The sequence below is a fragment of the Nocardia sp. NBC_00416 genome, from assembly GCF_036032445.1.
Classification (GTDB): Bacteria; Actinomycetota; Actinomycetes; order Mycobacteriales; family Mycobacteriaceae; genus Nocardia.
Genome location: NZ_CP107932.1, coordinates 6712876 through 6725431, shown reverse-complemented (window position 1 = coordinate 6725431; position 12556 = coordinate 6712876). Strand labels below are relative to the sequence as shown.

The 12556-nt window shown below is 67.7% G+C and carries 14 protein-coding genes; all 14 read right to left on the bottom strand.

Annotated features, from left to right (window positions below; genetic code table 11):
• Nucleotides 1-3 precede the first annotated feature (3 nt).
• Complete coding sequence (locus tag OG804_RS29230; protein WP_328391852.1) at nt 4-429, bottom strand: hypothetical protein; 426 nt, start codon at nt 427-429, stop codon at nt 4-6.
• Nucleotides 426-1241 (bottom strand): isoprenyl transferase, encoded by an 816-nt coding sequence (locus tag OG804_RS29225; RefSeq protein ID WP_328391851.1) that lies wholly within the window; start codon nt 1239-1241, stop codon nt 426-428. Before OG804_RS29225 ends, OG804_RS29230 begins: the two co-directional genes overlap by 4 nt.
• 257 nt (nt 1242-1498) lie before the next feature.
• Nucleotides 1499-2284, bottom strand: a complete 786-nt coding sequence (gene recO / locus OG804_RS29220; protein WP_328391850.1) for a DNA repair protein RecO — start codon at nt 2282-2284, stop codon at nt 1499-1501.
• Nucleotides 2285-2604: 320 nt separating this feature from the next.
• Nucleotides 2605-3222: a cytochrome P450 gene (locus OG804_RS29215; RefSeq protein ID WP_328391849.1), complete on the bottom strand. Its 618-nt coding sequence runs from the start codon at nt 3220-3222 to the stop codon at nt 2605-2607.
• Between the two features lie 201 nt (nt 3223-3423).
• Nucleotides 3424-4707, bottom strand: coding sequence for a cytochrome P450 (locus tag OG804_RS29210; protein ID WP_328391848.1), 1284 nt, complete (start codon nt 4705-4707; stop codon nt 3424-3426).
• Nucleotides 4704-5333, bottom strand: a complete 630-nt coding sequence (locus OG804_RS29205) for a GTP-binding protein (RefSeq protein ID WP_442941660.1) — start codon at nt 5331-5333, stop codon at nt 4704-4706. Before OG804_RS29205 ends, OG804_RS29210 begins: the two co-directional genes overlap by 4 nt.
• Nucleotides 5314-5673 carry a DUF742 domain-containing protein gene (locus tag OG804_RS29200; RefSeq protein ID WP_328391847.1) on the bottom strand — a complete coding sequence of 120 codons (360 nt, stop codon included), beginning with the start codon at nt 5671-5673 and terminating at the stop codon, nt 5314-5316. Before OG804_RS29200 ends, OG804_RS29205 begins: the two co-directional genes overlap by 20 nt.
• Nucleotides 5670-6089 (bottom strand): roadblock/LC7 domain-containing protein, encoded by a 420-nt coding sequence (locus OG804_RS29195; RefSeq protein ID WP_328391846.1) that lies wholly within the window; start codon nt 6087-6089, stop codon nt 5670-5672. Before OG804_RS29195 ends, OG804_RS29200 begins: the two co-directional genes overlap by 4 nt.
• Nucleotides 6086-7645, bottom strand: coding sequence for a sensor histidine kinase (locus OG804_RS29190; RefSeq protein ID WP_328391845.1), 1560 nt, complete (start codon nt 7643-7645; stop codon nt 6086-6088). The genes OG804_RS29195 and OG804_RS29190 overlap by 4 nt, the downstream gene beginning before the upstream one ends.
• A 511-nt stretch (nt 7646-8156) precedes the next feature.
• Nucleotides 8157-9065, bottom strand: coding sequence for a GTPase Era (gene era / locus OG804_RS29185; protein WP_328391844.1), 909 nt, complete (start codon nt 9063-9065; stop codon nt 8157-8159).
• Nucleotides 9058-9408 carry a cytidine deaminase gene (locus tag OG804_RS29180; RefSeq protein WP_328391843.1) on the bottom strand — a complete coding sequence of 117 codons (351 nt, stop codon included), beginning with the start codon at nt 9406-9408 and terminating at the stop codon, nt 9058-9060. The genes era and OG804_RS29180 overlap by 8 nt, the downstream gene beginning before the upstream one ends.
• Entirely contained in the window at nt 9401-10723 is a 1323-nt protein-coding gene (locus tag OG804_RS29175; protein ID WP_328398809.1) for a hemolysin family protein, read from the bottom strand. The genes OG804_RS29180 and OG804_RS29175 overlap by 8 nt, the downstream gene beginning before the upstream one ends.
• A 5-nt stretch (nt 10724-10728) precedes the next feature.
• On the bottom strand, nt 10729-11298 hold the full coding sequence (gene ybeY / locus OG804_RS29170; RefSeq protein WP_328391842.1) for an rRNA maturation RNase YbeY: 570 nt from the start codon (nt 11296-11298) through the stop codon (nt 10729-10731).
• Nucleotides 11299-11429: 131 nt separating this feature from the next.
• Nucleotides 11430-12512 (bottom strand): PhoH family protein, encoded by a 1083-nt coding sequence (locus OG804_RS29165; protein WP_442941916.1) that lies wholly within the window; start codon nt 12510-12512, stop codon nt 11430-11432.
• Nucleotides 12513-12556 lie beyond the last annotated feature (44 nt).

Genomic DNA, 12556 nt, shown 5'->3' with positions numbered 1-12556 from the left:
GGCTCAGGGCAGCAACCCCTTACGCGCCTCACCGGCGCCACCGAGCACCAGCAGCAGCATGGTAGTCAACGCCGGATCGTCCAGACCCGCCGCCGGGAAGGTGTAGCGCAGGATCACATCGGCCAGTTTCCCGTGCGCGATCACCGCGATAGAACCGAATTGCAACGAGGCATTGCGCTCGGCCACCCGCTTGTGCAACTGCGGTTTGATCGGGCGATCCCACGCCAGCACGCAGGTCAGGGAGAGCACATCCAGGCCCGGCGTCAGCGTGAACGCGCTCAACGAACACAGCGCACCCTGGAAATCGAAACGCAAGGAGCCGTCGTTGTCGACCCGGACATCGATATCGTAGAGCCCCAACCCGGCCCCGGCCCGCGCCTTCAACTCCAGATCCGGCGCCAGCGCGCCCGACTCGAACTCGCCGCTCATTTGGTACCGCCGAACCGGCGGTCACGCCGCGCGTACTCGAGGCATGCCTCCCACAGATTGCGCCGATCGAAATCCGGGAACAACGTCGCCTGATACACGAACTCCGCGTACGCGGACTGCCAGATCAGGAAATTCGAACTGCGGAACTCCCCCGACGGGCGCAAGAACAGATCCACATCCGGCATATCCGGTTCGTCCAGATACCTCGCGATCGTGGCCTCGTCCACCTTCTCGGGATCGATCTCGCCCGCCGCGACCCGGCGCGCGATCTCCCGTGCCGCATCGGCGATCTCGGCGCGACCGCCGTAGTTGACGCACATGGTCAACGTCATCACGGTGTTGTCCCTGGTCAATTCCTGCGCGATCTCCAACTCACGGATCACACTGCGCCACAACCGCGGCCGCCGTCCCGCCCAGCGCACCCGCACCCCCAGTTCGTGCATCTCGTCCCGGCGCCGCCGGATCACATCCCGATTGAACCCCATGAGGAACCGCACCTCATCGGGACTGCGCCGCCAGTTCTCGGTGGAGAACGCATACGCCGACAACCACTTCACACCGATCTCGATACAACCCTCGACAGTGTCCATCAGCACGGCCTCACCCCGCTCGTGCCCCGCGGTACGCGGCAGCCCACGATCCTGCGCCCAGCGCCCGTTGCCGTCCATCACCAGCGCCACATGCCGCGGCACGAGCTCCGGCGGAATCTCGGGCGGACGCGCCCCGGACGGATGCGGTGCCGGCGGGCGGACAGTGCGAACACCGGCGGACGCGGACACGTCCGAACCGGCGGAGTCACGACGCAGGATCACCCGGCAAGGGTAGCCGTGTTTTCGGCACGCCGACGCGCGCGGGGGTCGAGGCCGCTCGGTCGGCCCTTTCAGGTGCCTCGCCGAACACGGCTCCAACAGTCACGACGCTGTGGACCTCCCGGTTCATCGCATGAAGCGAGCCCGTGCCCTCGCGGGACACCCTGCCGTTGGCCGCCGGAGAAGGTGGTGAGTTGCCGGCCGAGTCACCGGTAGCCGAGTCCGACCGCGGCAAGCCGGCCGAGGATCTTGTGCCGAACTCAGGAGCTGACCGCTGAATGGAGGATCTCCGACTCCCCCGGTACCGGAACCGCCGCGGCGCGCTCCACCAGGGGCAGCGTGCGGAGTTTGCGCTCCAGATGCCACTGCAGATGCGCCGCGATCAGGCCACTGGCCTGCCTGCGCGCCGACTCCGGGATCTGCTCGACCCGGTCCCAGCGGCCGTGCCGGAGAGCCAGCAGATGATCGAATACCGCGGGAGCGGGAGTGACGGCGCCGGGCGGTCGGCAGTGGACGCAGACCGCTCCCCCGGCCCCTACATGGAACGCGCGATGCGGGCCGGGGGTGGCGCAGCGGGCACATTCGTCGACAGCGGGCGCCCAGCCGGCGTAATCCATGGCCCGCAGCAGGAAGGCGTCGAGAACGAGTTCGTGGGGACGCTGCCCCTCGGCGATCGCACGCAGGGCGCCCGCAGTCAAAGTGTGCAGGCGAGGGGCTGGGGCACGTTCCTCACCGGCCAGGCGTTCGGCGGTCTCCAGGACTGCGCAGGCGGTGGTGTAACGACCGTAATCGGCGATGATGGCGGTCGCGAAAGCCTCCACGGTGTCGACCTGGGTCACAATGTCCAGACTCCGGCCGGGATGCAGCTGCACATCGATATAGGCGAAGGGCTCCAGCCGCGCCCCGAATTTCGATTTCGTGCGACGAACACCCTTGGCCACGGCACGCACCAGACCGTGCTGCCGGGTGAGCAGAGTGACGATGCGATCGGCTTCGCCCAGCTTGTGCTGGCGCAGCACGACGGCATGGTCACGATACAAACGCACGGCATCAGTCTTACACAGTGTTTGATTGCCCCGCCTGCGGCGGGGCGGGTCGGGGCCCTCGTCAACCCCGGTTCTTCACTCCTACGCTCAGTCGCTGCGCTCCTTCGCTCCAGAACCGGGGCGGGCCCCGACCATAGAACGGTGGCCATCCGACAGAGGAAAATGCGACACAGGCCTGGATCTCGACTGTCGCCGGCCTTCACCCCGGACGGTCAGCTGCCGCGCTTCTTCACTCCAGAACCGGGGGCGGACCACCGAAAGGCGACCATCCGACAGAGGAAAACGCGACACAGGCCCGAATCTCCGGCGGTCTCCGGCCTTCACCCCGGCCGGTCAGTCGCTGCGCTCCTTCGCTCGACAACGACGCGACGTGGGAAGACTGTCATCGGCTCGGCCCGGCGCGGATCCGGCCCGGTCTCCGAGCCGGACGGGGAAAGCGGCCGGTCGTTCTGGGTGAGCACCGGCAGATTGCCGACCTCGCTCAGCGGTACGGCGCACCGCAGGTTCGGGAACCGGTCGAACAGGGCCGGCACGGCGATGGACGCCTCGAGCCGGGCCAGGGCGGCGCCGGGACAGATATGCGGGCCGTGGCCGAAGGCGATGTTGCGGTCGGCGGTCGGGCGGGTGAGGTCGAAGGCGTCGGCGCCGTGCACACCCCGGTCGCGGCCGATGGCGCGATACGACATGACCACGCCGTCACCTTTTTCGATGGTGATGTCGTCGACCGTGATGTCCTCGGTGGCGAAGCGCATCAGCAGATGGATGACCGGGCCGTCCCAGCGCAGCGTCTCCTCGATGGCCTCTTCCCAGGTCCGGTCGCCCGCCCGGATCGCCGCCAGCTGTTCGGGGTGAGCGAGCAGCGCGCGGACGGTGGTGATGATCAGGCTGACCGTGGTCTCGTGACCCGCGGCCACGAGCGCCTTCAGGTTGCCGTGCACCTCCGCCTCGGTCAGCGGGTTTCACCCGCGGCGCTGTCGTGGATGAAATCGGAGGTCAGGTCATCGGCCGGGTGGGCGGTCTTCTCCTCGATCAGCCGCGTGTAGTACTCGTCGAGTTCGGCGAAGACCCGCGGGTCTCCCCCGCGAGATCGGCGACCATGGGTCGATTGTCAGGGTCGCGCGCGGTGCGGGACTGCTGGCTCACGAGCCACCTCCAACGGCGGGAACAGGTGTGAAACTGACCGGTAGGGACGTGAATCCGCGCAGGAAGGGAGAGGGCCGACGGACCAGGGAGCCGGCGGGCACCGCCAGATCCAGGTCGGGCAGCCGGTCGAGCAGAACCTCGATCCCGGTGCGCGCGATGATCTCGGCGATCTGCTGCGCCGGATAGGGACAGCGGTATTCGCCGTGACCGAAGGCGAAATGCGCCGCGTTTCCGGAATGGGCGGGTTCGGCGCCGTCGCCCGAGTACTGCCGGATATGCGGATCGGAGTTGGCCGCAGCCAGGCCCAGCAGCAACATATCGCCGCGGCGCACCAGCGCCTCGCCGAGGCGGGTATCGCGCGAGACCCAGCGACCGGCCAGGATCTGGGTGGGAGTGTCCTCCCACAGCACCTCGGTCATCGCCTGGCCGATGCTGTGCCGGGCAGCGCCGAACGCGGCGGCGAACCGGTCGTCGACGAGCATGAGCCGGACCGAGTTGCCGATCCAGTCGGCGGTCGGCAGATGCCCCGCCGCGGTGATCGACTGCATGTTGAGGACGTATTCCTCGTCGGCGAACGGCGCGGGATGCGCCAGCATCCGCGACACCAGATCCGCGCCCGGCGCGGACTTCTTCAGCGCCAGCAGCTGCTGCATATATTCGACGAAACGCTGATAGGCGGCGGGGGCCTCCGGTCCGCCGTCGCACAGTGCCCGCATGTTCTGCGCGAGATAGGGTCCGTCTGATTCGGGGACGCCCAGGATCCAGGCCAGCGTCGACACCGGCAGCAGTTCGGCGAACTCGCTGACCACATCGGCGTAGCCGCGACCGCAGAACCGGTCGATCAGCCCGTCGGCCAGTTGTTCACACGCGGTCCGCAACGCGAACGGGTCCACCGATTCCAGTGCCGGTTCCACCAGGCTCACATGCCGGGCGTGCGCGGCGCCGGCGGTGAAATAGATCCCGGGCTGCGGCCGACCGACCATGGGCAACAGCGGCCAGTCCGGCGGTATCGCGGGCCACTGGTTCCACAGACTCGAATCACGCGGGAACAACAGCCCGTCCGTGGTCACCTGATGCAGTTCCCGATAGCCGATCACCAGCCACGCGGGGATCCTGCCGATGAGCTCCACGGCGACCACCGGACCGCGCTCCGAGCGCATCCGGGTGTAGAGCAAGGCGGGATCGGTGTGGAAACCGGGACCGTCCAACACGACCGCGCCGGTCGTGCCGAGCGGGCAGCCGCCCGGCGAGGTGCCGGGCCGGTAGTCGGGGCGGGTCACGATCGGACCTCCGATACGGCTGCGGGTGGACTCTGTCGCTCGACGAGGTGTTCGACGAAACCGACCAGCACTTGTTTGCTCGACGCCCGGGAGCGCGCGTCGCAGGAGAACAGCGGAACGTCCAGGTCCAGGTCCAGCGCATCGCGCACCTCGTCGAGGGCGGGCGGGATCGGTTCGAAAGAGTTGCAGGCCACCACGAACGGGGTGCCCTGGTATTCGAGCCGGTCGATCGCGTACCAGGAATCGCTGATCCGGCTCGGGTCGACCAGCACCACCGCCCCCAGCGTGCCGGTGAACAGCCTGTCCCACAGGAACCAGAAACGTTCCTGCCCGGGCGCGCCGAACACATACAGCACATATTCGTCCGACAGGGTGATCCGCCCGAAGTCGAAGGCGACAGTGGTGGTCGATTTGCCGGTCACCCCGGTCAGATCGTCGACCCCGACACCGGCGTCGGTCATCACGGCCTCGGTGTCCAGCGGCTGGATCTCGCTGACCGCGCGGACCATCGTGGTCTTGCCGACGCCGAACCCGCCGACGACAACGATTTTCAGACCGTGCCGCACCGAACTGCGCAGTGGCGCCCCCGCGCGCGTGGGGCGGTCGTCATAGGCTACGGAGTCCACCTAACACCTTCTCGAGCATGTCGATATCGAACGTGTCACCGTAGGGACCCGTATCCAGATCGGGATGGCGGACGGTGACCTTGCCCGCGTGCAGCAGATCCGCGACGAGAACAGTCGCGATGCCGATCGGCAGCCGTAGTTCGGCCGCTATCTCCACCACCGCGGTCGGCTGCCGGCACATCGTCAGGATGGCCACGTGTTCGTGCTGCATCGCCGCGGCCGGAACGCTTTCGCTGACCACCAGGGTCACCGGATCGAATTCCTCGGTGGCCGGATCGGTCCGGCCACCAGTGAGTGTGTAGAAGCGGTCGGGATCCTCGTCGCGGCCGGGGCGGTTCACAGCAGTCTCGCTCGGCTCCCTCGCGGGGGTGCGGACAAATACTCCCCGACCTGCTCGATCAACGCCGCCATCTGAGCGCCGACCAATCCGGCGTCCGCGTCGTCGTCGGCCAGCACCGCGATCTGGGCGCCCGCGCCGGCGCCGACGATGAACAGGATCCCGCCGTGGAACTCGGTCATCGACTGGCGGACCCCGCCCCGCCCGTTGCCGAACTCGGCCGATGCGCTACCCGCCAGCGCCTGTACACCGGAGGCGATCGCGGCGAGCCGGTCGGCCTGGTCCATGGACAGTCCCGCGGTATGGCACATCTGGATTCCGTCGGCGGCCAGCAGCACCGCATGGCGGGCGCCGGCGGTTTCGCTGAGCAGGCGTTGTAACAGCCAATCCAGTTGCGCTGGATCCGATGTCATCGTCATCGATCGTTCTCCCAGTCGGTGGTCATGGAATGACGGGACAGTCGCGCGGCGCCGTCGCCGGGTGACTGGATCGGTCCGCCGAAGGGTTGGTCGTCGCCGCCGGCGCGGCCGGTGACCGCGCGCTGGAACGCACCCAGCGAGGATGCCGTCGATCGGTGTCTCGGCGCCGGATCCTCTGGTACGGCACCGCGGAGAGCATCGGAATCGGGCAGGCCCGTGGGATGCGCGGCGGCCAGGGTGCTGCCCCGCCGCCGCTTGGGCAGCACGGTGGTGGTCGCCTCGGCTTCGGTCGCGGCCACCGCCGGGAGCTGGCCGAGACTGTGTTGAGAGATACTGTGCCGGCCCGAAACATGCTGGTCCGGCACGGCGCGTCCGAATTCCTGCGCGACCGCCGCGGACGCCTTCGCGGGCTCGGCCCGGTACCGCGCGCCGGTTTCCGGGCGGGCCCCGAACGGTCCGGATCCCGCTCCCGCACCGGGCGGCAGACCCGCCTGACCGGCCGAGTGACCGGCGGGCAGGGCCGGGGTGGTCGGCGGCTCGATCCGGGCGGTGAGTTCGCGCGGGATCATCACCACCGCCGCGGTCCCGCCGATCGCCGACGGCCGATAGCTCACGGTGAGGCCGTGTTTACGCGCCAGCCGGCCCACGACAGCGAGACCGAACCGGGTGCCGTTGAGCGAGGAGAGGCCCTCGGCGGCCTCGGTTTCGGCGCCGGAAACGGTGAGCTGCGCCCGATGCAGTGACGATTCGCTCATCACCAGGCCACTGTCCTCGATCGTGACCACCACACCGGCGGGAATCTCCGCGGCGTAGATGTGCACCTCGGTGGTGGGCGGGGAAAAACGGCAGGCGTTGTCGACGAGTTCGGACAGCGCGTGGATAACCCCTTCGGCCGCGTGCCCGGCGATGGCGACATCGACGATCGCCCGCATCCGCACCCGCTGGTACCCACCGATCCGGCCGATCGCCGCCCGCATAACACGTTCCAGCACAATCGGTTTGGCCCAGCGGCGACCGGTGCGGGCACCGCTGAGTATCGCGATGCTGTCGGCCAGGCGACCGGCCTGGGCGGTGGCGTGGTCGAGTTTCAGCAGGTCGGCCAGGACCGCCTGATCGGCGTACCGGTGTTCCAGGTCCTGCAGGTTCGCCAGCGTGCTGGTGGTCATGGCCTGCATCCGGCCGGCCGCGTTCGCCAGGGCCGCGATAGCGGCCGACCGGCGACGTTCGCTGCGCGCGGAGACCTCTTTCTCCGCCGCGACCGCCTGTTCGGCCGCCGCGGCGCGCCGCTCGGCCTGCGCGAGCCGATCGAGTGCGGCAGCCCCGCGGCGCTGCTCCGCGCTGATCAGCCCGCGGAAGTACACGGCCGTGGTGATCGCGGTACACGCCGCGACCACCGCGACGGAAACCCATACAGCCGTCAGCGTCCGGTCGGCCGGCGACACCGAGAGCACGGCCGCGGACAGCAGCCCGACACCCGCCGTGACCGAGATCCCCAGGGCCAGAGCCGGGGCAAGCCACGGACTCCGGCCGCTTTTGCTGGTCGGGGCAGCCGCCACCGATTCGTACATAAGTCGGGTACCCCCCGCTCGTGCTTGGTCCTGCCGACCCACACGCGGAGCCCGCATCCGGCACCCCGTCGTGCCCGTTACCGAATCGTCGGATGAAGAATGGTTTTACTCCGGCCAATTCGGGTACGGGCCGAAGCATATCGGTCTGGTCCAGACTCCGCCACCCCGAGTAAACCGTTCCTCAGCTAACACCCAGTGTCCGGATCGAGTCGGATATGCGCGTCCCACGCACGGCGATGAGCACCGCCGAACCCGCATCGGTCCTGGTCCCGGGCGCGCACCCGACCCATGCGGGGCTCGCGGAGGTACCGGGTGTTCACCGATCGGATATCGCGCTACGGCCTACACCCCGATGGTTCGCGGGAACCTCGGCATGACCGTTCTCGCACCGGTCCCCCGCCGGTCGAGCCACTGGAAAAGGGCCCTCGGGATTTCCATTCGGCCTACAGATCCGGGTATCGAATGAATTAGGGTACGGGCCCCACCGATCCGTGCGGGCTCAGAACCCGAGTTTGCCCAACTGTTTGGGATCGCGCTGCCAATCTTTGGCAACCTTCACATGGAGGTGCAGATAGATGCGGCTGCCGAGAATATGCTCGATCTGCTTGCGCGCATTGGTGCCGACCTCTTTCAGCCGGGCGCCCCCCTTGCCGATGATGATCGCCTTCTGGCTCGGCCGCTCCACATACAGCAGCGCGTGCACATCGAGCATATCGTCGTGTTCCTCGCGCGGCTCGATCTCTTCGATCACCACCGCCAGCGAATGCGGCAGTTCGTCGCGGACCCCCTCCAGCGCCGCTTCCCGGATGAGTTCGGCCATCAGGGTTTCTTCGGGCTCGTCGGTGATCTCACCGTCCGGGTAGAAGGCGGGACCGGGCGGCATCTGGGCGGCGATCACATCGACGAGGACCTCGACCTGCTCGCCCTTGGTCGCCGACACCGGCACCACGTCGGAATCCGGCCCGAGCAGTTCGGATACCGCCATCAGTTGCCGGGCGATCTGGTCGCGACCGACTTTGTCGATCTTGGTGACCACACCGAGCAACGTTGTCTTCGGCGCCATCTGGCGCACCTGCTGCACGATCCAGCGATCTCCGGGTCCGATCTTCTCGTCCGCCGGAATGCACAGCGCGATCACGTCGACCTCGGAATAGGTATCGCGCACCAGGTCGTTGAGCCGCTGCCCGAGCAACGTCCGGGGGCGGTGCAGACCGGGGGTATCGACCAAGATCAGCTGTGTGTGCTCCCGGTGCACGATGCCGCGGATGGTGTGCCGGGTGGTCTGCGGACGCGAACTGGTGATCGCGATCTTCGCACCCACCAGGGCGTTGGTCAGCGTCGATTTACCCGTATTGGGCCGGCCGACGAAACAGACGAAACCGGACCGGAACTCGGTGGCCTCAGGCATCGGTCGCCTCGTAACCCTCGGCGATATCGAAAACAGCGCCCGACACATCCGCGAAAATGATCCGCGCCCCGGCGGACACCTCACGGATCGCCGATACACCGGCGTCCGCGAATTTCCCGCCGATCACCACCGCGGCCTCGAACCCCTCCGCGCCGCTGGAAACGGCGGCGGCCACCGCGGACTGCAGGGCAGTGAGCCGCAGCGCCTGCAATCCGACCTCACCGGCGGCATAGGTGCGACCATCGGTATCGCGGATCGCCGCGCCCGCGGACCCGCCCGTGCGACCGAGCGCACCCCGGGCCAACACCAGCAGCTTGTTGTCCTCGGCGTCCAGTTCACTCATCGGTGGCTCCCTCGTCGTGCCGGGCAGAGGGGTGGTCCCGCTCCGATCCCGGTTCGGTCTTCGTATTCTGCGCGGGCTCCCGGCTCACCACCACGGTGTGTACCCGGACCCGGCCACGAGCGTCCGCGCCGCCCTCGCCGCGCAGCGCCAGACCGTGCGCGGCGACCTCCGAACCCGGTAGCGGCACCCGTCCCAGTTCGTGCGCGAGCAGACCGCCGACGGTGTCGACTTCCTCCTCATCGATCGGCAATCCGTACAGCTCCCCGAGGTCGGCGATCGGCAACCGCGCCGACACCCGGAAACGCCCGGGTTCGATCTCCTCGATCGGAGGCGTCTCGTCGGTGTCGTATTCGTCGGCGATCTCCCCGACGATCTCCTCCAGGACGTCCTCGATGGTGACCAGACCGGCGATGCCGCCGTACTCGTCCACCAGCAACACCATATGGTTGCGTCGGCGTTGCATCTCGTCGAGGAGATCGTCGAGAGGTTTGGAGTCGGGCATGAACACCGCGTCGCGCTTCACCTCGCCCACCCGGACGCTGCGCCCGCGATCGCCGTAGGGCACCAGATCCTTCAGGTACACCACACCGAGGACATCGTCGACATTCTCACCGATGACCGGGATCCGCGAATGCCCACTGCGCACCGCCAGCGACATCGCCTGCGCCACCGACTTATCGGCCTCGATCCACACCATCTCGGTACGCGGCACCATCACCGCGCGCGCGGCCGTGTCACCGAGTTCGAACACCGACTGGATCATCCGGCGCTCATCATCGGCCACCACACCGCGTTCCCGCGCCATATCGACCACTTCACGCAACTCGATCTCCGAGGCGAACGGTCCGTTGCGGAACCCCTTACCCGGCGTGATCGCGTTGCCGAGCAGGATCAGCAGCCGGCTCACCGGCCCGAGCAGGGCACCGATGAACTGCAGTGGCAGACCCGCCGCGAGCGCGATCGTGTACGCGTGCTGGCGCCCCAGGGTGCGGGGTCCCACCCCGATCACCACATACGAGACCAGCACCATCACCGCCGCGGTCACCAGCAGTGCCCACCCGCTGTCCATGAAACTGCTCAGCGCGGCGGCGAGCAGCACGGTCGCGGTGATCTCGCACAGAATGCGCAACAGCACCATCAGGTTCACGTACCGGGGCCGGTCGTCCACGATCCGGCCCAGCCGCACCGCACCGGGGCGGTCGCTGCGGGCCATATCGTCGAGACGAGCCGGGGACAGCGTGTTCAACGCCGAATCGACCGCGGCGAAAACACCGCCCACGGCAGCGAGCAAAACGGCGACCAACAGCAGGGTCATCTCGTTCACGCGTGTGCGTCACCCGGCCACGAGCGGTTGTCCTCCGGCGCCGCGAAACCCGTCTTGCCCAGCAGCCGGGCATCGCGGGCGGCCAGTTCGGCACGCCGCTGCTCCTCCAGCAGTTCCTCGTACCACTGCTCGAGCAGCCGGGCCTGGAGCGCGAACATCTCCTTCTCCTCGGCCGGTTCGGCATGGTCGTAACCGAGCAGGTGCAGCACACCGTGCACGGTGAGCAGGGCGAGTTCGTGATCGAGGGAATGCCCGGCCTTGGCGGCCTGGTCCAGCGCGAACTCCGGGCACAGCACGATATCGCCCAGCATCGACGGACCCGGTTCGGGACTGTCGGGCCGGCCGCCGGGTTCGAGTTCGTCCATCGGGAACGACATCACATCGGTCGGGCCCGGCAGATCCATCCAGCGCATGTGCAGGTCGGACATGGTGTCGAGATCCACCAGCACCATCGACAATTCGGCGGCCGGGTGCACGTCCATCCGGCCGATCACGAACCGGGCGACGTCCACCAGGTCTTCTTCGGGCACTTCCATACCCGACTCGTTGGCGATCTCGATACTCACCTGGTCAGCCTAATGGGTGCTGCCGGGCAGAGCCCATCCGACGTCCGCGCGCGGCAGGATCGAATGCGGAGGTACGGTGATTCGACGCCGCGCCGGGCTCCCGGCCCGGGACACGACGCGATGACGCGCCCCTATCCCCGGCCCGCCCGCCCCGCCGCGCGCCGTTGCGCCCGGTTACCCGACATATGCGCAGGGCCGACCGGCGGCCGGGCTTCGGCCTCGAACTTCTCGTAGGCGTCCACGATCTCCGACACGAGCCGGTGCCGAACCACATCGCTGCTGGTGAGCAGGGCGAAATGAATATCCTCGATATCGGTGAGGATCTCACTGGCCGCCCGCAACCCCGACCGTGCGCCGTGCGGCAGATCCACCTGGGTCACATCGCCGGTCACCACGATCTTCGACCCGAAGCCGAGTCGGGTCAGAAACATCTTCATTTGTTCGGCGGTCGTATTCTGCGCCTCGTCCAAAATAATGAACGAATCGTTCAGGGTCCGGCCACGCATATACGCCAAGGGCGCGACTTCGATAACTCCGGCCGCCATCAATTTGGGAATGGCTTCCGGGTCCATCATGTCGTGCAGTGCGTCGTAGAGCGGGCGCAGATACGGGTCGATCTTTTCGTTCAGGGTGCCCGGCAGAAAACCCAGACGCTCCCCGGCCTCGACCGCGGGGCGCGTCAGGATGATGCGATTGACCTGTTTGCTCTGCAGCGCCTGAACGGCCTTCGCCATAGCCAGATAGGTCTTACCCGTGCCCGCCGGACCGATTCCGAAAACCACCGTGTTCTCGTCGATCGCGTCGACATAGCGTTTCTGATTGAGCGTCTTCGGACGGATGGTCTTACCGCGCCGCGAGAGAATGTCCAGGCTCAGCACCTCGGCCGGGGATTCGGAACTGCCCTCGGTGAGCATGGACACGGTGTGCCGGACCGCTTCGGGGGTGATCACCCGGTTACGGCCGGTGAGCGCCACCAGCTGTTCGACGATCCGTTCGGCCAGGGCCACATCCGCCGCCCGGCCGGTGAGCGTCACCAGATTGCCGCGGACATGAATATCGGCCGTCAGCAGTTCCTCCAGTTCGCGGAGGTTCTCGTCGGCCGATCCCAGGAAGGGGAATACCGACTCGGGAGCGAGTTCGATACTCGAACGTACTGTGCGGGCCGCGGGCCCCGAAGCGCCGTCCTCGGCCGCGGTGAGATTCTGGTCGCCGATATCGCCTTGTGTTCGCACGTAGTGGGTATGGCCTGCTTTCCGGT

Excerpts from the sequence above, each read along its gene's own strand:
- OG804_RS29230 (WP_328391852.1), bottom strand. The coding sequence starts at position 429 with ATGAGCGGCGAGTTCGAGTCGGGCGCGCTGGCGCCGGATCTGGAGTTG.
- OG804_RS29195 (WP_328391846.1), bottom strand. The coding sequence starts at position 6,089 with ATGACGATGACATCGGATCCAGCGCAACTGGATTGGCTGTTACAACGC.
- era (WP_328391844.1), bottom strand. The coding sequence starts at position 9,065 with ATGCCTGAGGCCACCGAGTTCCGGTCCGGTTTCGTCTGTTTCGTCGGC.
- OG804_RS29180 (WP_328391843.1), bottom strand. The coding sequence starts at position 9,408 with ATGAGTGAACTGGACGCCGAGGACAACAAGCTGCTGGTGTTGGCCCGG.
- OG804_RS29175 (WP_328398809.1), bottom strand. The coding sequence starts at position 10,723 with ATGACCCTGCTGTTGGTCGCCGTTTTGCTCGCTGCCGTGGGCGGTGTT.